This is a genomic window from Butyrivibrio sp., from assembly GCF_017433805.1.
Taxonomy (GTDB): Bacteria; Bacillota; Clostridia; order Lachnospirales; family Lachnospiraceae; genus Butyrivibrio.
The window spans coordinates 173,972-193,933 of the sequence record NZ_JAFRGN010000036.1 but is presented as its reverse complement, the minus strand read 5'-3'; the positions used below and the strand labels follow the sequence as shown (position 1 = coordinate 193,933).

Below are 19,962 nucleotides of genomic sequence, written 5' to 3'. Positions count from 1 at the left end.
AATTATTTGATTTTTCATCCTTTGGCAGAGTTTTTGATGATCTCTCTGGCCTCAGTGATCGCGTTCCTATAGGCAAAAGAGATGCTAAAGCTCTCTCCACAGTCCATAGTGACTTTGGCAAAACCAGTCTTTTTGATGTGATTGACATTTATAAGAGTATAGTCACTAATTGGGCAGATCTGCGGGAAAATAGCACACTGGTCGTAGAAATTATAGATTTCATCGATCAGGGTTATGTCTCTGCCATCTGCTATATGAATGGTGAGTTCTGAACCATGTTTTTTGACATATACTATGTCATCATTCTTGGCATAGAAGGTGCCATCCTTGCCACGAAGCTCCAGAGTCGGGATAGGATCACCCTTTATTTCCTTGATCTTATCTATCATGGCAGTCAATTCAGCAACTCTGAGGGGCTTGTCTATGAACATGAGATTAGGAATCTCAAGACCGGATTCCTCGTATTGCTTGCGGTAATCAATTGATGAGACACAGAGAATAATAGGTCTTACAACGCCTGCTTCTAACAGGAGCTTGACGATTTCAAAGCCTCTTGGCTCCTCCAATGTCATGTCTACAAAAAGGCCATCATACATCTGCGGATAGCGTAAAAAAGCTTCCACATTACCATAGGAGTCTATATAGAGCCTTTCTCCACATTCCTTAAAGAATCTATCTGACTGTCTGCCGAGCAGCCTTTCGGTCTGCTTCCTGTCAGCTATATTGTCATCACATACTGCTATATGCATTTCTTTTCCCTCAAAACAAATAAAGATACTTTTTCATACTTCCCCATTATTTTATATGAAGCTAAAAGAGATTGGAAGCCAAAATAGTACGGCTACAAGTAATATTTGAAGAACTAGAACAAGTGGCATACCAAGGGTGAAATACCAGTGTTTGGTCTTGTGGCGGAAGATGATCATGCCCAGGATAGAGCCGATGCTGCCTCCCACAAATGCCACAGAAAATAGGGTTGCCTCAGGAACACGGAAGGCGTTCTTACGCGCCCTCCGTTTGTCGATTCCCATTAAGGCAAACCCTATTATATTAGCTAAGATCAAATATCCTATTATAAGAACTAAAGAATTCATGTATTACTTATTGGATTCTACTTCCTGCATCTTCATAGCACGAACCTTGCATGAAAGACCAAAGAGGTTGATGAAGCCCTCTGCATCGTGGTGATCATAGAGGTCGCCAGTCTTGAAAGAAGCAATGCTCTCATTGTAGAGAGAATAAGGTGACTTGGTGCCAGCCTTAATGATATTGCCCTTGTAAAGCTTGAATGTTACTTCGCCAGTTACATATTTCTGAGTTGACTGGATGAAAGCCTGCTCAGCCTCTCTAAGAGGAGTGAACCATTTCCCTTCATATACTATATCAGCAAACTTGTTGCCCATATCTTTCTTCATTGTATAGGTATCACGGTCTAAAATCAACTCTTCAAGCTGCTGATGTGCCTCGTAGAGGATGGTTCCGCCAGGTGTCTCATAAACGCCACGGCTCTTCATGCCTACAACACGGTTCTCAACGATATCTACGATACCAATTCCGTTCTCGCCGCCGAGCTTATTGAGTGTGCGGATGATATCTGAAACCTTCATTTCCTTACCATTAACAGACTTGGGAACGCCGCCCTCGAAAGTCATAGTAACAGTAGTAGGAGTGTCAGGTGCATCCTCAGGAGTTTTGCCGAGTACTAAGAGATGTTTGTAATTAGGTTCAAGTGAAGGATCCTCAAGCTCAAGACCTTCATGGGAAATATGCCAGAGATTACGATCACGGCTGTAGCTTGAATCTGCTGAGAATGGAAGATTGATTCCATGAGCCTTGCAGTATTCAATCTCTGATTCACGGGAATCCATTGTCCACTTGTCATTTCTCCAGGCAGCAATGATCTTGATGTCTGGTGCAAGAGCCTTGATTCCGAGCTCGAATCTGATCTGGTCGTTACCCTTACCTGTAGCACCGTGGCAGATAGCAACAGCGCCTTCTTTTCTAGCTACTTCTACAAGCTTCTTGGCGATAAGAGGACGTGCCATTGATGTTCCAAGAAGGTACTTGTTCTCATATACTGCATGAGCCTGTACACATGGAACGATATATTCGTCGCAGAACTCATCAACTACATCAAGGATATAGAGCTTGCTTGCTCCGCAGCTGATAGCTCTTTCCTCAAGACCGTCAAGCTCTTCCTCCTGACCACAGTCGATACATACGCATACAACTTCATAATCGAAGTTCTCCTTAAGCCATGGAATGATAGCTGTTGTATCAAGTCCACCAGAATATGCAAGAATAACTTTTTCTTTAGCCATTACCGTAACCTCATCTTTCTTTATATTATTTTTTCGATTATCATTAATTATGTACGGCTACTTGATAATAATTAATCACAAATAGCTGCTACTAGTTCAATATAAATCATCATTGCATAAAATGCAACACATTTTTGCATAAATATTTAAAAAATTCATTTTTGATGCATAAATATTAAAAAACATATTGCGCAATTCATTTTTGAGTCGTATACTGAAAAAAGTTTAAACAAGCTATTTTGACAAGTTATTATTTTGATTTTCCTAATTATTTCTTATAAAGAGAGGATGCATAAAATGATCAAAGTCGGAATTATTGGCGCAACTGGTTATGCAGGCGCAGAGATAGCAAGAATTCTTTTGGGACACCCTGAAGCAGAGGTTGTCTGGTATGGCTCAAAGAGCTATGTTGGTGAAGAATTTGCAAGTATATTCGGAGGCTTTTTTAAGATAATAGAAGATAAGTGCCTTGATGATAACATGGAAGAGCTTGCTGATCAGGTTGATGTAGTATTCACTGCAACTCCTCAGGGACTGTGCGCTTCACTTATAAATGAAGATATTCTTAATAAGGTCAAGGTTATTGACCTGTCTGCAGACTTCAGATTAAAAGATGTAGCTGAATATGAGAAATGGTACAAGATTGAACACAAGGCACCTTCTTATATAGAAGAAGCAGTGTACGGACTGTGCGAGATCAACAGGGACAAGATCAAGGATGCAAGACTTGTTGCTAACCCAGGATGTTATACAACCTGTTCAATCCTGACTGCTTATCCTCTTATTAAGGAGGGCATTATCGATCCTGACACTTTGATCGTAGATGCTCTTAGCGGTGTTACAGGAGCTGGAAGAGGAGCCAAGGTTGCAAATCTGTTCTGTGAAGTTAATGAAAGTGTTAAGCCTTACGGCGTAGCAACTCACAGACATACTCCTGAGATTGAAGAACAGCTTGGCTATGCAGCTGGCAAGAAGATGGTTATAAATTTTACACCTCACCTCGTTCCTATGAACAGAGGAATCCTTGCTACTGAGTATGCGACACTGGTTAAAAAGGATGGAAAGCTTCCAACAGAGCAGGAAGTAAGAGCTGTCTACGAGAAGTATTATGGTAGTGAGATATTTATCAGATTATTAAACAGTGGTGTTTGTCCTGAGACAAGATTTGTTAACTCCAGTAATTTCGTCGATATTGGATTCAAGATCGATGAGAGAACTGGCAGGATCATCATGATGGGGGCATTAGATAACCTGGTTAAGGGAGCAGCTGGTCAGGCTGTACAGAATATGAATATCATGTTTGGGCTGGATGAGACAATGGGACTTAGGATTGTCCCAAGGTGCCCATGAGGAGTTGGAAATGGTTCGTGTAATGACAATGGATGATTACGATGAGGTTTGGGAGCTTTGGAATTCAATTCATGGATTTGGGCTTCGCTCATTGGATGATTCAAGGGAAGGAATAGAGAGGTTTCTCAAGAGAAATCCTACCACAAGCGTAGTTGATATCGAGGATGGAAAAATAGTAGGTGCTATTTTATGCGGCCATGATGGAAGACGAGCTTGTCTGTATCACGTATGTGTTAATGAGAAGTACAGAATGCATGGTATAGGCAAAAAGATGGTTGGGTTTTGTTGTGAGAAGCTTAAGGAAGAGCATATCAGTAAGGTGTGTCTGAACGCTTTTGTTACGAATGTTGTTGGAAACAAGTTCTGGCAGAAGATGAACTGGACTCGCAGAGATGACATGTACTATTACGATTTTGCTCTTAATGAAGATAACAAGACAGTTTTTGTTCCGTAAAAAGATTAGGAAGGATGGAGCTTGATATGAAGAAGATAGATGGCGGCGTCACAGCTGCTAAGGGATTTAAGGCAGCTAGTTGCCAGGCAGGGATCAAGTATCAGGGCAGGACAGATATGGCTTTTGTATATTCAGAGCTTCCATGTGTCTGCGCTGGAACTTTTACCTCTAATGTAGTTAAGGCAGCCTGTGTTATGTGGGATAAAAGTATTGTTGAGTCAGGAAGTCCAATGCAGGCAGTTGTTGTCAATTCCGGAATAGCTAACGCCTGTACGGGAAAAGAGGGCTATGATGCCTGCGAAGCTACTGCTAAAGCGGTTGAGGAGAGCCTTGGCGTTCCTTACTCTTCTGTAGCTGTAGCATCAACAGGAGTTATTGGAATGCAGCTTCCAGTAGATAAGCTGGTGGCAGGTGTTAAGACCATGAGTACAACCTTGGACGGTAGTATCCAGGCTGGAACTGATGCATCCAAGGCTATCATGACTACAGATACTGTTAATAAGGAAGTCGCTGTTTCTTTTGAAGTATCAGGTAAAACTGTTACTCTTGGTGGAATGAGTAAGGGTTCAGGAATGATCCATCCCAACATGTGTACTATGCTAGCATTTCTGACTACAGATCTTGCTATTGAAAAAGCTCTTTTACAAGAAGCTGTCAGCGATGTGGTTAAGGATACCTTCAATATGATAACTGTTGATGGTGATACATCCACCAATGATACGCTTTTGTGCATGGCTAATGGTCTTGCAGAAAATGAGAAGATAACAGACAAGAACGCTGATTATGAAGCCTTCAAGGAAGCACTTAAGTTTGTCTGTGAGTTCCTTGCCAAGAAGATGGCTGCGGATGGAGAGGGCGCAAGTAAGCTCTTCGAGGCCAAGGTTGTCGGTGCTAAGGACAAGCAGGATGCAAGAATCCTGTCCCGTGCAATTGTTGGCTCTAACCTGTCCAAGGCTGCTATCTATGGATGCGATGCCAACTTTGGAAGATTCCTTTGTGCTATGGGATATTCCGGAGCAGACTTTGATCAGAATGATGTTGAGCTTTACTTTGAGAGTGTAAACGGTAAGCTTAAGGTGTTTGATAAGGGAACACCAATATTATTTGATGAAGACAAGGCGCTTGAGATTATGAAGGCAGACACAGTTACTGTATTTGTAAACATGAATGAAGGCGAAGCGCAGGCTACAGCCTGGGGCTGCGATCTGACATACGATTATGTCAAGATAAATGCGGACTACAGGAGCTAAAGGGGAGGAGAGTGGCATGGATAAGGATATGCAGGAAGTATTAAAAAAGGCAGAGGTGCTGGTAGAAGCACTTCCATATATTCAGAAGTTCAACAAGAAAGTAATTGTTGTTAAGTATGGTGGAAGTGCCATGAGTAATCCTGAACTTCAAAAGAGTGTAATAACAGATGTTACTCTTTTGAAGCTTGTAGGGTTTAAGCCTATTATCGTTCACGGTGGTGGAAAGGCTATCAGCAACTGGGTTGCCAAGGTTGGCAAAGAGGCTGAGTTTGTAAATGGCCTCAGAGTTACAGATGAAGAGACCATGGAAATTGCTGAGATGGTTCTGAGCAGAGTTAACAAGCAGCTTGTTACTATGGTTCAGGAGCTGGGAGTTAAATCAATTGGTATCAGTGGCAAGGATTCAGGACTTCTTCATGTTACCAAGAAGTATTCCGATGGTAAGGACATTGGCTTTGTTGGAGAGGTTGATAAGGTTGATCCTAAGGTCCTCTTTGACATGATAGATAATGACTATCTCCCAATTGTTGCTCCTATCGGTTTTGATGACAATTTTGATACCTACAATATCAATGCTGATGACGCAGCCTGCGCTATTGCCAAGGCAGTTGGAGCTGATAAGCTTGCGTTCCTGACTGATATTGAAGGTGTTTACAAGGATATCAAGAATCCTTCTACATTTATTTCACGTCTTACCTGTTCTGAGGCAGATGCGCTTATTGCTGGTGGTAACATTGGCGGAGGAATGCTCCCTAAGCTTAATAACTGTACCAATGCAATCAGAGAGGGCGTTAAGAGAGTGCATATCCTCGATGGAAGAATTCCTCACTGCCTGCTGCTGGAGATATTTACAAATAAAGGTATTGGAACAATGTTTATGCCAGATGCTGATGACTTTGCTGCAGAAGCCTGACGTACTATGGATTTCATAAATAACGGGAGATATTGTGATGAGTGAGACAATGAAGCAGTATATAGAGGAAGCTGAGAAAGCGCTTCTTCATACCTATAACAGATATCAGATCGTCCTTGATAAGGGGGATGGGGTATATCTTTATGACCTTGATGGCAAGAAATATCTGGATTTTGTATCTGGTATAGCTGTTTTTGCTCTTGGTTATAATAATAAGGAGTATAACGATGCTCTTAAAGCTCAGATAGATAAGCTTTTGCACACTTCTAATTACTACTATAATGTTCCTGCCATAGAAGCTGCCAAGAAGATAAAAGAAGCTTCCGGTATGGACAGAGTATTTTTTACCAACAGTGGAGCTGAAGCTGTAGAGGGAGCACTTAAGGCTGCCAGAAAGTATCATTATAATAAGACTGGCAAGGCAGATGGTGAGATTATAGCCATGAACCATTCCTTCCACGGCAGAACCTTTGGAGCGTTATCTGTTACTGGAAATCCTCACTATAGAGAAGCTTTTGAACCTATGATCGGCAATGTTAAATTTGCTGATATCAATGACTATGATAGCGTAGAAGCGTGCGTTACAGACAAAACATGTGCTATTATATTGGAGACTGTTCAGGGTGAGGGAGGTATTTTTCCGGCTACTGAAGAGTTCCTTACAAAGGTAAGAAAGCTCTGCGATGAAAAGGACATTTTGCTGATACTGGATGAGATTCAGTGTGGTATGGGCAGAACCGGATATATGTATGCCTGGCAGAAATTTGGAATTAAGCCAGATATCATGACAACAGCCAAGGCACTAGGTTGCGGAGTTCCCGTTGGAGCTTTCCTTATGACAGAAAAAGTTGGAGCAAATTCTCTTGTTGCCGGAGATCATGGTACTACCTACGGGGGCAACCCTTTTGCCTGTGCGGCGGTAGGCAAAGTACTTGATTTATTTAAACAGGACAATATAATAGAGAATGTGAAAGTAGTGGCTCCTTATTTAGAAAAGCGCTTAGATGAGCTTAAGGATGAGTACGACTTCATAATAGATAGAAGAGGTGCGGGATTGATGCAGGGGCTGGTATTTAACAGACCTGTTTCAGAGATAATAAACAAGGCTCTTGAAAAGGGCTTGATCTTAATTAATGCCGGGGCTGAGATAATCAGATTCGTTCCACCTCTCATTATAACCAAAGAGAATGTGGATGACATGATCGATATTTTAAGGTCATGCCTGGAGTCTGTATGAAATTAAAAGTAAGAATTTTTTCTATTATACTTATTGCATGTACCCTTGCGGGCACAATTGTGTACGCCCGCTCGGGACAGAGCATTTTTGAAAATCGTTCTTTATTTCCCAAGAGCAGAACAACAGTGAGATTGTGGTACACGGATGATTCCCTTACCAGTTATCTTCAGAGCAAGGCTGTTGCTTATTCTGAGAACAATCAGAATGTCAGAGTTGAGCCTGTGCTTGTGTCTGGTCTTGAGTATCTGGAAGCAATCAATAAGGCTTCTCTTACAAATGATAACTACCCGGATCTATTTATTATAACTAATGATTCATTGGAAAAGGCTTATCTGGCTGGACTTGCCATGGAGATTACTGATGGTGAGGATTATCTTTCACCTGAGATGTTCCCTGATGCTGCAATCAGTTCTGTTTCATATAATGGCAGATATATAGCCTATCCTATGTATTTTGAGACCAGTAGTCTTGTGTATAACAAGACCTACATGGAAGAGATGGCCGTTGCCAACATGCAGTCAGAAATAGATGCTGCTGAGGGTGAAGCTGCTCAGGCTGAGATAGATGCTTCTTCTGATGAGGCGTCTGAGGCTGATTCAAGCGAGGCTACATCGGATGTACCTACAGAGATTACTCAGGTCATGATTGAGGAGGAGATTGCACATAACCTTCCTCTTACAATATCTGATATCCTCAAGTTTGCTGAGAGCTACAATGCTCCAGAGCAGGTTGAGGCCGTATTTAAATGGGATGTTACTGATATTTTCTATAATTACTTCTTTGTAGGTAATTATATGAATGTTGGTGGTAAGGCTGGTGACGATGTTAGTCTTATTGATATTTACAATACAGACACAATCAGCTGTATGAAGATTTATCAGCAGCTTAACCAGTTCTTTGCTATTGATGCAGATGACATCGACTACGACAAGATCGTCAGCGATTTCATAGATGGTAAGATTGTATTTACCGTAGCGACAACAGATATTCTTGGCAAGATCAAAGAGGCTCAGGATGCAGGCGAATGTCCTTACGAATTTGCTGTTGCTGATATGCCAGGGCTTACAGCTGATTTTGGTACCAGAACTATGTCAGTTACAAACTGCCTTGTAGTTAATGGATATACTGAGCACATTACAGAGGCTAATGCCGTAGCAAGATATCTTTGCAACGATAACTCAGGAGATATTTACGTCAATAGTGGCAAAGTGGCTGCTCATTATGGCGTTAAATATAATGACAGCAATATTAATACTTTTGTTGATGTATATAACGATTCAGTTCCTATGCCTAAGACTATTGAGACAAGTAATCTTTGGATGGAGCTTGAGATTGCATTTACCAAGATCTGGAATGGAGAGGATTGTAACGCTACTCTTAGAGCGGTATCTGAGAGCATTATGACTCAGATTACAGGAGAAGCTTACACTGAGGAATTTATTCCTGATCCTGACGATGAGGCTATTACAGCTGGACTTACAGAGGAAAGTGATTGATGATGTGCATGCCATAAATGGTATTGCGTTATCAAGTTAACTTTTATAAAATTAAAATGCATGGCGGGGTCCTCTCTAAGGGAGGAAACATGCGAAATATTATAGTATTACTAGTTACAATGATGTTACTTGTGGGCTGTCAGAGGGCAGATTCACAGGTGATGGTATTATCTTCTCAGGATGTAGAGCAGGAGCTGGTTCTGGAAACAGACACAGCGGAGGAAACTCCGAAAGAGACAGAGACTGCAGAAGCTATAGAGAAGGTGACCTGCGCAGTGTTTGTATGCGGCGCAGTGGTTAATCCTGGAGTTTATTATCTTGATAATGATCTCAGGATCGTGGATGCAGTTGATGCTGCAGGTGGCTTTACTGAGGATGCTGACAAAGCTTATGTCAATCTTGCGGCGCTGATTCAGGATGGACAACGGCTCAGGATTCCGACAGTAGCTGAAGTGGCAGAAGCAGAGAAAGCTTCTGATAAGAGTGCCAAGGCCGAGAGCTTTGACATTGGTGATACTTCAGGACAAGGGACTGGATCAGCGGACAGTAACAATGGACTTATTAATATCAACACAGCTTCAATAGAAGAGCTTAAGGTGCTTCCTGGGATTGGAGACGCGGTAGCTGGCAAGATAGTTAGTTATCGCACTGAGACTGGTAATTTTTCCTGTATCGAGGATATTATGAAGGTTTCAGGGATCAAGAATAAGCTCTTTTCCAAGATAAAAGATCAGATAACTGTGTAGAAATGGTGGTTTGTATGAGTAAAAAAGCACTTGTTGTTGATGATGAAAAAGTGATAGTCAAGGGCATTAAGTATAGCCTTGAACAGGATGACATAGTTGTTGACTGTGCTTATGATGGACAGGAAGCTCTTGATAAGGCAAAAGCCAATGAATACGATATTATTCTTTTAGATGTAATGCTGCCTATACTTACAGGTTTTGAAGTATGTCAGCAGATCAGAGAGTTTTCAAATGTTCCTATCATTATGCTCACAGCTAAGGGCGATGATATGGACAAAATCCTTGGTCTTGAGTATGGTGCTGATGACTATATCACCAAGCCATTTAATATTCTTGAAGTTAAGGCCAGAATCAAGGCAATTATGCGTAGAGCATCCAAGAATTCTGATAGTAAAGATGTTATCGCCTATGGCGACCTCAAGCTTAATGAGGAGTATAGAAGAGTATTCGTTGGTAATAAGGAAATAAATGTTACCAGCCGTGAATATGAGCTCTTGGAGCTCCTTGCTTCTAACCCTGGCAAGGTTTATTCAAGAGAAGAACTGCTCACTACAATATGGGGAACTGAGTATCCTGGGGATGTCAGAACTGTTGACGTTCATATCAGAAGACTTAGAGAAAAGCTTGAGTCCAATCCTAGTGAACCCAGATATGTCAGAACAAAATGGGGCAGTGGCTACTATTTCCAGGCGTAAGTAGCATTCTAATATGAAAAAGTTTGTAGATGGAATTATTGAATCTTTTAAACAATTAAAAATCAGAGACCTTCTAAAAAGTCTAAGAGTACGTTTCTTTTTTGTCGTAGCTATTACAGGATTATTATCATGCCTTTCTGTGCATATGATGATTCTTGATAGCTATGAGAACCGTGCCGTCAGTGTCAAGTCTACAGAGGTGCAGACGCAGCTCAAGATTCTGGCCAATCACCTTATTACTTACAACTATTTACAGAACCAGTCATCAGATGTTATCAATGCTGAGCTGGATATGCTTGCCAATCTCTATGATGGACGAGTAATGGTTATCAATGATGATCTCAAGGTTGTCAAAGATACTTATAGTATCAGTCAGGGCAAGACAATTATTTCTGAGGAAGTTGTAAACTGCCTGAAGACAGGAACAAAGGGAACTATGTCAAGGTACGATCAGGCCAATGGATATATTGAGCTTTTGACACCTATTGTAGAGACACAGCTTATAGAAGAGCAGGATGTATATGACAGCGACGATAAGAACGAGGTGGTTAGAGGAGTTCTTTTGACTAGTGTATCTACTGACACTATTGCTACCACAATGGAGATCCTTGATAGGCGTGCTACTACAATTGAGATATTGATTGCCATGGTGATTCTGGTATTTGCAGCACTTGTTGCATATGCGCTTCTTAAGCCGTTTGATAGAATTACAGCTGCTATCAATGACATCAAGGAAGGTTATACAGATAAGCCTATTGTTGGCCCCAACTATATGGAGACAGAGCAGATCATCAAGGCTTTCAATGCTCTCCTCAGGCGAATGAAGGTTTTGGACGACTCCAGACAGGAATTTGTATCCAATGTCTCTCATGAGCTTAAGACTCCTATTACTTCCATCAAGATATTAGCTGATTCTCTTCTGGCACAGGAAGATGTTCCTAATGAAGTGTACAGAGAGTTCATGACAGATATTGGTAATGAGATAGACAGAGAAGATAAGATCATCAATGACCTTCTTGCTCTGGTTAAGATGGACAAGACTTCTGCAGGTCTTTCTATTACCGAGGTTGATGTGGTTGCACTCACAGAAAGCGTGCTTAAGAGGATGAGGCCTATAGCCAGAAAGCATAATATAGAGCTGACCCTTGAGAGTAAGAGAGCAATAACAGCTGAAATTGATGAAGTTAAGATCTCGCTTCTCATCATGAACCTGGTTGAGAATGCTATTAAATACAACAAGGATAATGGCTGGGTAAGAGTAACACTTGATGCCGACCATCAGTATTTCTATGCATCTGTGGCAGATTCTGGAATGGGCATTCCGGAAGCTTCACTGGATCATATTTACGAGAGATTTTACCGCGTAGATAAGTCACGTTCCAGAGAAATCGGTGGAACAGGTCTTGGTCTATCTATAGCGAGAAACGTAGTAATCATGCACAGAGGCTCAATAGATGTTAAGAGTACTGTGGGAGAGGGCACAACCTTCACAGTTAAGATACCTCTTTCAAGTGTAGGAACAAAATGATGAAAACAGTTAACAGACATTCAAATTGCATACGGAATCTGGGCGTCTTTCTGGCTACAGTAATGCTTATGCCACTTCTGGCTGGTTGTGGCAAAGAGGAAGCTTCTCCTGAGCAGCAGATCAAGGTTTACTACGTAAATAGCAGTGAGACCGGAATCATATCTCAGGACTATGAGCTTATTGCGCCTATAACAGATACTGACGCAGCTATCAAAGAGCTCATTGATGTATTGGGACAGATGCCTGACAGACTTCAGTACGAGGCACCGATATCAGGTGATATTCATTTGATTGGCTATTCACTTAATGATAAGCTTCTGACCATGAATTTCAGCCCTAATTACACTAACCTTGGTAGAACAATAGAAATTTTGGACAGAGCAGCCATAGTCAGAACTTTTACTCAGCTAGAGAATATTGATTATGTATCCTTCCAGATCGAGGGAACACCAATTACTGACCATTACGGAAATGTTATTGGTAATATGTCTGCAGATACCTTCATCTATAATGCTGGTAACGAGATTAATACCTATGAGAAGGTTGAGCTTAAGCTGTATTTTGCCAGTGAAGATGGCAAGAAGCTGATTCCCGTATACAGATCTGTTGTATATAACAGTAATATTTCAATGGAAAAGCTTGCAGTTGAGCAGGTTATCAACGGGCCTAACACAGATATTGCCTTTCCAACGGTATCCAAGGAAACCAAGGTCAGAAGTATAAATTCCAAGGATGGTGTCTGCTATATAGACTTTGACTCTGCGTTTTTATCTCAGACTGGTTCAGCTTCTGCAGAAGCTGTTATTTATTCAATAGTAAATACTGTTACGGAACTTCCAAATATCAACAAAGTAGTATTCTCTGTTAACGGAGAGTCTGCCTTTACATTTATGGATTATCTTATAAGCGGATCATATGAAAGGAATCTTGATCTGGTAGAATAACAAAAGGAATTACATTATGAAACGACCGTTATGCTTGGCAGCACTTTTAATAACGGCGTTAGTCTATTTATATCTTGAATTATCTGGATCTGAAAATCTTGTAGATGTTTCTAATACAGGAGATGGGCGTTCACTTCAAATAGTTGGCATTGTAGACAGAAAAGAGTTTCGAGTCGACTATTTGGGTGAAGTATCTCCGGTAATCTATATTATTCCCATAGGAATCAATGACTTAGGAAATAATAAGTATATTCAATGTTATATGTCTAAAGAGGATTATAAAGAGCCTGCTATTGGACAGTATGTCAAAGTGGCAGGAACGCAAAAATCCTTTGAGCCTGGGAGAAATCCGGGCGAATTTGACTCACGCCTTTATTATTCAACTTTGAAAATTGCATATAGAATAAAAAACGCAAAGATACTGGCAGTTACCGGTAAAAAAGATACGATCAAAGAGGGCTTGTATCAGATAAAATATCAGCTGGAATCTGTGCTGGATAAGAGCCTATCGTCAGAAGATGCTTCCATAATGAAAGCTATCATTCTGGGGGATAAGGCGTTTATGGATGAAGAAACCAAGAGCCTTTATAAGGATGCTGGAATCATTCATATCATGGCAGTTAGTGGTCTTCATATTTCCATTCTTGGTATGGGCTTATATAAGCTCCTTAGAAGGCTTCGTATTCCACTGATACCGGCGACTATATTACCTATAGCATTCATGTTTGCCTATGGGCAGATGTGTGGAATGAGCGCCTCATCGGTAAGAGCAATTGTTATGTTTGGAGTAAGGCTCATGGCGCCTGTGCTTGGAAGAACCTATGACCTTTTATCAGCCCTTAGCCTTGTAGAGATAATGCTTCTTATAGAACAGCCTTTATATTTATATAACAGCGGATTTTTATTTTCCTTTGGTGCTGTGGTGGCTATCGGATTCGTTATGCCAGCTATTAAGAGTTTTATTCCTAATGCAGAGGCTGAGAAGATGAAGTTTTCTGATGATAAAGAGAGCGTTTTTAAGACTATGGCATATAAATACATTGGATCAGCTCTTCTTGTGAGTATATCGATCCTACTGGTTACAATACCTGTGTACATGAGCTTTTACTATGTATATCCTATTTACTCTATTATACTTAATCTTTTTATTTTGCCACTTATGCCACCTCTGATGCTGCTAGGAATAATCTGCATGCTTCTTGGAAGCTTTCTGGGAAGCTTAGGTTTGATACCGGGCGTTATGATACATGTCATTCTCAGAAGCTTTAGCCTTCTATGCAAGGTAGTAGGGACATTCCCAGGAGGAAAGTGGTATATGGGAAATGCCCCAAAATGGAAGATTGTTTTATATGTGGCAGCACTTATCATGTTTTCAGTGCTTACAATGAATCAGAAATTTAGTAAATATAAGGCTACAATTACGGCTTCCTATCTGTCAGTTCTTTTTCTTCTGATTATCAATCCCGTGCCAGATCTTAAGATTACTGCAATTGATGTAGGTCAGGGAGATGGGATACTGATTAGAACCAGGACAGAAGCTCTTCTGATCGATGGTGGCAGTACAGACAAAAATCAGGTGGGGAAATATACTATCATTCCATATCTTCAACATGAAGGAGTTGGAAAACTTGACGCAGCTATAGTGACGCATGAAGACGAAGACCATATATCCGGCATTTTTGAGATAATGGATGATATGGAAAAGGGAGGGATAAGTATTAAGAATCTTATTCTTCCTGATGTGGGAAGCTCATCCAGAGGCTCTAACTACAGAATGCTTGAAGAAAGAGCAAGAGAGCTTCATATTCCTGTAAGTTATATCAGCTGTGGACAGGGATTAGCTTTTAATGATATGAAGCTGACCTGTCTTAATCCGGTTAAAGATATGACTACAGATGGGGCCAATGCCTATTCGACAGTTCTTTTTATGGAATATGAGAATTTCACAGCTCTATTTACTGGAGATGTTGAAGAAGAGGGACAGGCACATATCATGAAGGATGTGAGGGCTAATTCTGATAAGCTTTCTCATATAAATCTTCTAAAAGTTGCACATCATGGCTCAAGGTACACAAGCGATGAAGAATTCCTTAAGGCGCTACGTCCTGGCATTGCGCTTATAAGCTGCGGAGAAGGCAACTCCTATGGCCATCCTCACAGGGAACTTATAGAAAGGCTTGATGCTGTTGGCGCCAGGATCTATCGCACGGATAAATCCGGAGCAATAACAGTAATTGTGAATAATAACAGGGTTTACGTTGATGAATTTTTGGCGCCTCTGTGATAACATATATGTTGGAGCGTGAAAATGGCAGCTAAAACAACAGATTTTCCAGTAAAACAAAGACAACTTAATGAAGATATTAAAAATGGCAACTTTCAGAGGTGCTATCTTGTATATGGAGAAGAAGCATATTTGAGAAATCAGAACAGGGATAAGCTTGTGAAAGCTCTTGCCGGCGATGTTACATCGATGAATTTCTCCAGATACGAGGGAGACTCCGTCAATCCAGGCGAGATCATCGACATGGCCGAGACAATGCCGTTTTTATCTGATAAAAGAGTTATTCTTATTGAGAATAGTGGTCTTTTTAAGAGCGGGTGTCCAGAACTTGCAGATTATCTCAAAAGTCCCTCAGAGACCACGTTCTTTATTTTTGCAGAAAAGGAAGTAGATAAGCGTAAGGATATCTACAAAACTGTTTCCAAGACAGGCTTTGAAATATGCTGTGAGGAACAGGACGAGAGAACTCTGGCCAGTTGGATTGCCAGCAAGGTAAAGAGTGAAGGCAAGACTATTTCTCCAAGAGCTCTTTCATTTATGATCGACAGAGTCGGTACTGACATGTCCAATATCAGCACCGAGCTTGAGAAGCTTATATGCTATTGTCTTGATAGAAACGAGATAACAGAAGAGGATATCGAGGCAGTTTGCGCTAACTGGCTTACCAATAGGATCTTTGCAATGACAGATGCCATTGTTGAAAAGAATCAGAAAAGAGCTATAGATCTGTACTATGATCTGCTTGCTCTCAAGGAGCCACCAGCCAAGATACTGGCTCTTATAACAAGGCAGTTTAATCTGATGCTTCAGGTCAAGGAGATGAATGAGAATCATAAGGATAATGGTTCTATAGCAAGTGCTGTTAAGCTTGCACCTTTCCTTGTTAATAAGTACATTGGGTGGGCGAGAGGTTACACCAGACAGGAGCTTCAGGATGCACTTGAACTGTGCGCCGCTAATGATGAGGCGGTCAAGACTGGTAAGCTTGACTATGTGATCAGTGTTGAGATGGTGATCATTAAGTGCACAGCGTGATACTTTTGGAGTTGAGAAATTTGTTACATTATTTGAAATAATATTACTAAGGGATTATACTAGACAAAGATTATTTTCTTAATCATTTCGTATGGCCCGGGGAGGTTTAGTTTTGGATAGACCAAGACCACAGGAACTTTATAGACATTTTAAGGGAAATCTGTATCAGGTAGTTACTATAGCTACTCACTCTGAGACAAGAGAAGAGATGGTAGTTTACCAAGCTTTGTATGGTGATTACAAGGTATATGTCAGACCACTGGATATGTTCATGTCTGAGGTAGACAGGGATAAGTATCCTGATGTTAAGCAGAAATACAGATTTGAGAAAGTTACTGATACCAAAGCAGAAGCGTCAGAGCCAGTAGCTTCAAAAGCTCAAGCCTCTGAATGCAAGACATCTGATTCCAAAGCATCCACGCCTGCATCAAGCCTTGATCAGCAGCGCAACAACTTTCGTAAGGAACCATACAAGCCTTCAGCAGTCATGGAGAAAAGCGTCGACGAAGAAGCGCAGGAGCTCAACATGGATCCTCTTGTTATTGAGTTCATGGATGCTGATCTTGCTGCTGATAAGAATGATATATTGTCCAAGCTCCGCCCGACAATAACGAATGATATGATTGACATAATGGCTATGTCTCTTGGCGTTGTTGTTAACGAGGGAGATGTGTATGACAGATTTAATGATCTGAGAACTTGTCTCAGTACTATGGAGAAATTCGAGAGTACTAGATTAAGATAAATATTATGAGGTTTAAGGAGTTTTACCAGGAATGAAATTACTTTCAATTGCAGTACCATGCTACAATTCCGAGAGCTATATGGAGAAATGTATTGATTCTCTGCTCGTCGGAGGAGAGGATGTAGAGATTCTCATTGTAGATGATGGTTCTAAAGATAGAACTGCTGAGATAGCAGATGCTTATGCAGCCAAGTATCCAACAATTTGCAAGGCTATTCATAAGCCAAACGGAGGACATGGAAGCGCAGTTAATGCCGGTATCGAGAATGCTACAGGACTTTTCTTCAAAGTTGTTGATTCAGATGACTGGGTTAAGGAGATAGCTTACAGAAAGATCCTTTCAACATTAGCAGAACTTGCAGGAGGAGAGACACAGCTTGATCTTCTCATCAGCAATTTCGTATATAACAAGGTTGGCGAAAAAAGACATAAGGTAATGCGTTACAATAGGATGTTTCCTATTGAACAGCTCTTTACATGGAAGGATGTAAAGAGAACTCCTAAGGGACATTATCTTTTGATGCATTCAGTTATTTTCAGAACCAAGCTTCTGCAGCAGTGTGGACTTAAGCTTCCAGAGCATACCTTCTATGTAGATAACATTTATGTGTTCAACCCACTGCCATTTGTTAAGACCATGTACTATCTGGATGTTAACTTCTATTACTACTACATTGGTAGAGAAGACCAGTCAGTTAACCAGAAGATCATGTTGTCCAGAATCGATCAGCAGATTCGCGTTAACAAGCTGATGGTTGATTACTATGTTGAGAATTATGGTATGATCCGTTCTCAGAGAGAGCGTCATAAATACATGTTCAACTATCTTGAGATCATTACAGCTATATCCTCAGTTCTTTTGATCACAGAGGATACACCTGAGAATCTCGCTAAGAGAAAAGAACTTCTTGATTATATCAAGGATAAGAACTTTCTTTTATATTTGAAGATCAGATATAGTATCGAAGGTACTTATATCTATCTTCCAGGTAAGGGCGGAAGAAAGATCACACTTGCTGGTTACAAGCTCTTACAGAAGATATTCCACTTTAACTAATCTGATTATTGTGGAATTATAAGCTGTTAGTATCAGATTATGAGGAAAAATTATGAAAAAATTCTATGAAGAGTGGACTGGACGTAAGCTCTGTAAAGAGACACGGATGGATCTATTTAAATTGGCTATGCCAATTCTGGTTTATGTGCCTATTTATATGTCCTGGTTCATTTGTATTGAGAAACACAAGTTTTCTCACTATGCAATCATCCACACTGTAATAGATGATTACATACCGTTTGTGGAGGCATTCATTATTCCATATTATTTATGGTTTGCATATGTGGCGCTTACACTAATGTTCTTTTTGCTTTCTTTTGATGTGGAGGACTATTACAAGTATTTCTTTTTCCTTGCAACAGGAATGACGATATTCCTTGTAATATCAACACTATTTCCTAATATGCATAATCTACGCCCTGTAGTTATGCCAAGGGATAACATATTTACAGATCTTGTTCGTGTTATATATAGTACGGATACACCAACTAATCTATGGCCTAGCATCCATGTATATAACTCAATTGGAACAATGATAGCTGTTCATCACAGTAAGCGCTTTGGTAAAAGAGGTAGCATCATTATGGACTTCATTGGATGGAGTGTTATCCTATCCACACTTTTTGTTAAGCAGCATTCCTTCTATGATGTAATAACAGCATTTATCATGGCTATTATTTTCTACATATTGTACTATCACACATCTCTTCTAGAGAACTTCTGCATCAAGCAGGAATCGAAGATAGCAGTTCGTTACAACTAATAACAACAGCCTGGCTCATACGAGTCAGGCTGATTTTTTATTCTAAATATTTAGTTCATCATACGCAGCTTCTGCTGGAGACACTCCCAGGTGATGTGGTCTGATTTGACAGATACTTCGCCGTCTGTGTGAACCCACATAGGCTTGTCAGTCTTGATGGTGGCCTTTCTGACAACGTGGTGGCCAACACCCTTGATCCAGTAGTAGTTACCTAAAAATGACATTGGAAGAGTAAAGAGCATCTTGATTGCTGGCATATCACCTGCGTAAACAATGTCGAACTTACCATCAGTTAAGTCTGCCTTGGGGGCGAAGTTAAAGCCGCCGCCCTCGTGATGATGGATCATTGCAGCTATAAAGATAAAGCGCTTTAAGTGAATGCTCTCGCCGTTATCAAGGATGATTTCACAGGGAACCTTCTCGGCTCCAAGGAGCTGCCTAAGAGCTATTGAACCATAGGTAAGCTTACCAAGGCCTATTTTGTTGAGGAAATTCTTGGTACCGGAAGAAAGAGCCTGTTCGCATACAGCAGCGTCAAAGCCAATTCCTGAGCTTACATCGAATATCCTGGTTACAGCTATCTTGTCATCGTGAAGTCTTGATGTCTCTCTGGACATGGAATTATAGGTCAGTTTGCCAAGATCCAGTGTGCGTACATTCTGAGCTTCTATAATCTTATCTAACAAAGTATCTATATCCTTGGGATAAGATAAATCCCTTGCAAAGTCATTGCTTGAGCCAATTGGAATATAGCCTACAAGTGTGTTCTCAAAGTCCTGTATTCCGTTGACAACTTCGTTAAGAGTGCCATCGCCTCCGAGGACTACAAGCTTGATGGGACTTTCATGTTTCTTATTAGTGGAATCATTCTCGCCTTCTGGCGCTTTGGTTGTAAGGTTCCTGGCCAGCTTGGTTGCATGTCCTGGTCCCTTTGTGAATACTGCTCTGTACTCAAATCCCTTTTCGTCAAATTTCTTTTCTAGTTTCTCCCATATCTCTTTGCCCTTGCCTGATCTGGCAGAGGGGTTAACTATGCAGTAATACATTTAATTGCCTTCCCTGTGTTGTTATTGATAATTAGTCATTTAACACCTGGTCTTGTTAAATAAATAATTAATGCATTTATTATAGCATTTTTTCTCGG

19 protein-coding genes are annotated in these 19,962 nt (G+C 40.7%); 15 read left to right on the top strand and 4 right to left on the bottom strand.

Annotated features, from left to right (window positions below; translation table 11 throughout):
* Positions 1-14 precede the first annotated feature (14 nt).
* The 3 genes from IJI01_RS09700 to IJI01_RS09690 are packed head-to-tail and all read right to left on the bottom strand — an operon-like array spanning position 15 to position 2,321.
* Complete coding sequence (locus IJI01_RS09700; RefSeq protein ID WP_292189407.1) at positions 15-749, bottom strand: LytR/AlgR family response regulator transcription factor; 735 nt, start codon at positions 747-749, stop codon at positions 15-17.
* Between the two features lie 51 nt (positions 750-800).
* Positions 801-1,094, bottom strand: a complete 294-nt coding sequence (locus IJI01_RS09695) for a DUF1294 domain-containing protein (RefSeq protein WP_292189404.1) — start codon at positions 1,092-1,094, stop codon at positions 801-803.
* 3 nt (positions 1,095-1,097) lie between these two features.
* Entirely contained in the window at positions 1,098-2,321 is a 1,224-nt protein-coding gene (locus tag IJI01_RS09690; RefSeq protein ID WP_292189402.1) for an argininosuccinate synthase, read from the bottom strand.
* Positions 2,322-2,618: 297 nt separating this feature from the next.
* On the opposite strand from IJI01_RS09690, the gene argC reads away from it, so the two are divergent.
* The 15 genes from argC to IJI01_RS09615 all read left to right on the top strand — a co-directional run bounded on the left by argC (position 2,619) and on the right by IJI01_RS09615 (position 18,818).
* Complete coding sequence (gene argC, locus IJI01_RS09685; protein WP_292189399.1) at positions 2,619-3,671, top strand: N-acetyl-gamma-glutamyl-phosphate reductase; 1,053 nt, start codon at positions 2,619-2,621, stop codon at positions 3,669-3,671.
* Positions 3,672-3,681: 10 nt separating this feature from the next.
* Positions 3,682-4,125, top strand: a complete 444-nt coding sequence (locus IJI01_RS09680; RefSeq protein WP_292189397.1) for a GNAT family N-acetyltransferase — start codon at positions 3,682-3,684, stop codon at positions 4,123-4,125.
* A 26-nt stretch (positions 4,126-4,151) separates the two neighbouring features.
* Entirely contained in the window at positions 4,152-5,375 is a 1,224-nt protein-coding gene (gene argJ / locus IJI01_RS09675; RefSeq protein WP_292189394.1) for a bifunctional ornithine acetyltransferase/N-acetylglutamate synthase, read from the top strand.
* Positions 5,376-5,391: 16 nt separating this feature from the next.
* A complete protein-coding gene (gene argB, locus IJI01_RS09670; RefSeq protein WP_292189391.1) occupies positions 5,392-6,288 on the top strand; it encodes an acetylglutamate kinase in 897 nt (298 codons plus the stop codon).
* 37 nt (positions 6,289-6,325) lie between these two features.
* On the top strand, positions 6,326-7,525 hold the full coding sequence (locus IJI01_RS09665; protein WP_292189389.1) for an aspartate aminotransferase family protein: 1,200 nt from the start codon (positions 6,326-6,328) through the stop codon (positions 7,523-7,525).
* Positions 7,522-9,021, top strand: a complete 1,500-nt coding sequence (locus tag IJI01_RS09660) for a sugar ABC transporter substrate-binding protein (RefSeq protein ID WP_292189386.1) — start codon at positions 7,522-7,524, stop codon at positions 9,019-9,021. The genes IJI01_RS09665 and IJI01_RS09660 overlap by 4 nt, the downstream gene beginning before the upstream one ends.
* A gap of 89 nt (positions 9,022-9,110) precedes the next feature.
* Entirely contained in the window at positions 9,111-9,767 is a 657-nt protein-coding gene (locus IJI01_RS09655; protein WP_292189383.1) for a helix-hairpin-helix domain-containing protein, read from the top strand.
* Positions 9,768-9,781: 14 nt separating this feature from the next.
* Complete coding sequence (locus IJI01_RS09650) at positions 9,782-10,462, top strand: response regulator transcription factor (RefSeq protein ID WP_292189380.1); 681 nt, start codon at positions 9,782-9,784, stop codon at positions 10,460-10,462.
* A gap of 13 nt (positions 10,463-10,475) precedes the next feature.
* Entirely contained in the window at positions 10,476-11,990 is a 1,515-nt protein-coding gene (locus IJI01_RS09645) for a sensor histidine kinase (RefSeq protein WP_292189378.1), read from the top strand.
* Positions 11,987-12,934, top strand: a complete 948-nt coding sequence (locus IJI01_RS09640; RefSeq protein WP_292189376.1) for a GerMN domain-containing protein — start codon at positions 11,987-11,989, stop codon at positions 12,932-12,934. Before IJI01_RS09645 ends, IJI01_RS09640 begins: the two co-directional genes overlap by 4 nt.
* A gap of 16 nt (positions 12,935-12,950) precedes the next feature.
* The gene (locus IJI01_RS09635) at positions 12,951-15,218 is read left to right on the top strand and encodes a DNA internalization-related competence protein ComEC/Rec2 (protein WP_292189374.1); all 2,268 of its coding nucleotides are present in this window, start codon (positions 12,951-12,953) and stop codon (positions 15,216-15,218) included.
* Positions 15,219-15,242: 24 nt separating this feature from the next.
* Complete coding sequence (holA, locus tag IJI01_RS09630) at positions 15,243-16,253, top strand: DNA polymerase III subunit delta (protein WP_292189370.1); 1,011 nt, start codon at positions 15,243-15,245, stop codon at positions 16,251-16,253.
* Positions 16,254-16,365: 112 nt separating this feature from the next.
* On the top strand, positions 16,366-16,998 hold the full coding sequence (locus tag IJI01_RS09625) for a DUF1653 domain-containing protein (protein ID WP_292189367.1): 633 nt from the start codon (positions 16,366-16,368) through the stop codon (positions 16,996-16,998).
* 31 nt (positions 16,999-17,029) lie between these two features.
* Positions 17,030-18,055 carry a glycosyltransferase family 2 protein gene (locus tag IJI01_RS09620; protein ID WP_292189365.1) on the top strand — a complete coding sequence of 342 codons (1,026 nt, stop codon included), beginning with the start codon at positions 17,030-17,032 and terminating at the stop codon, positions 18,053-18,055.
* A 52-nt stretch (positions 18,056-18,107) separates the two neighbouring features.
* On the top strand, positions 18,108-18,818 hold the full coding sequence (locus IJI01_RS09615) for a serine/threonine protein phosphatase (RefSeq protein ID WP_292189363.1): 711 nt from the start codon (positions 18,108-18,110) through the stop codon (positions 18,816-18,818).
* Positions 18,819-18,868: 50 nt separating this feature from the next.
* Here IJI01_RS09615 and IJI01_RS09610 read toward each other — a convergent pair whose 3' ends face one another.
* Positions 18,869-19,864 (bottom strand): diacylglycerol/lipid kinase family protein, encoded by a 996-nt coding sequence (locus IJI01_RS09610; RefSeq protein ID WP_292189361.1) that lies wholly within the window; start codon positions 19,862-19,864, stop codon positions 18,869-18,871.
* Positions 19,865-19,962: the final 98 nt, after the last annotated feature.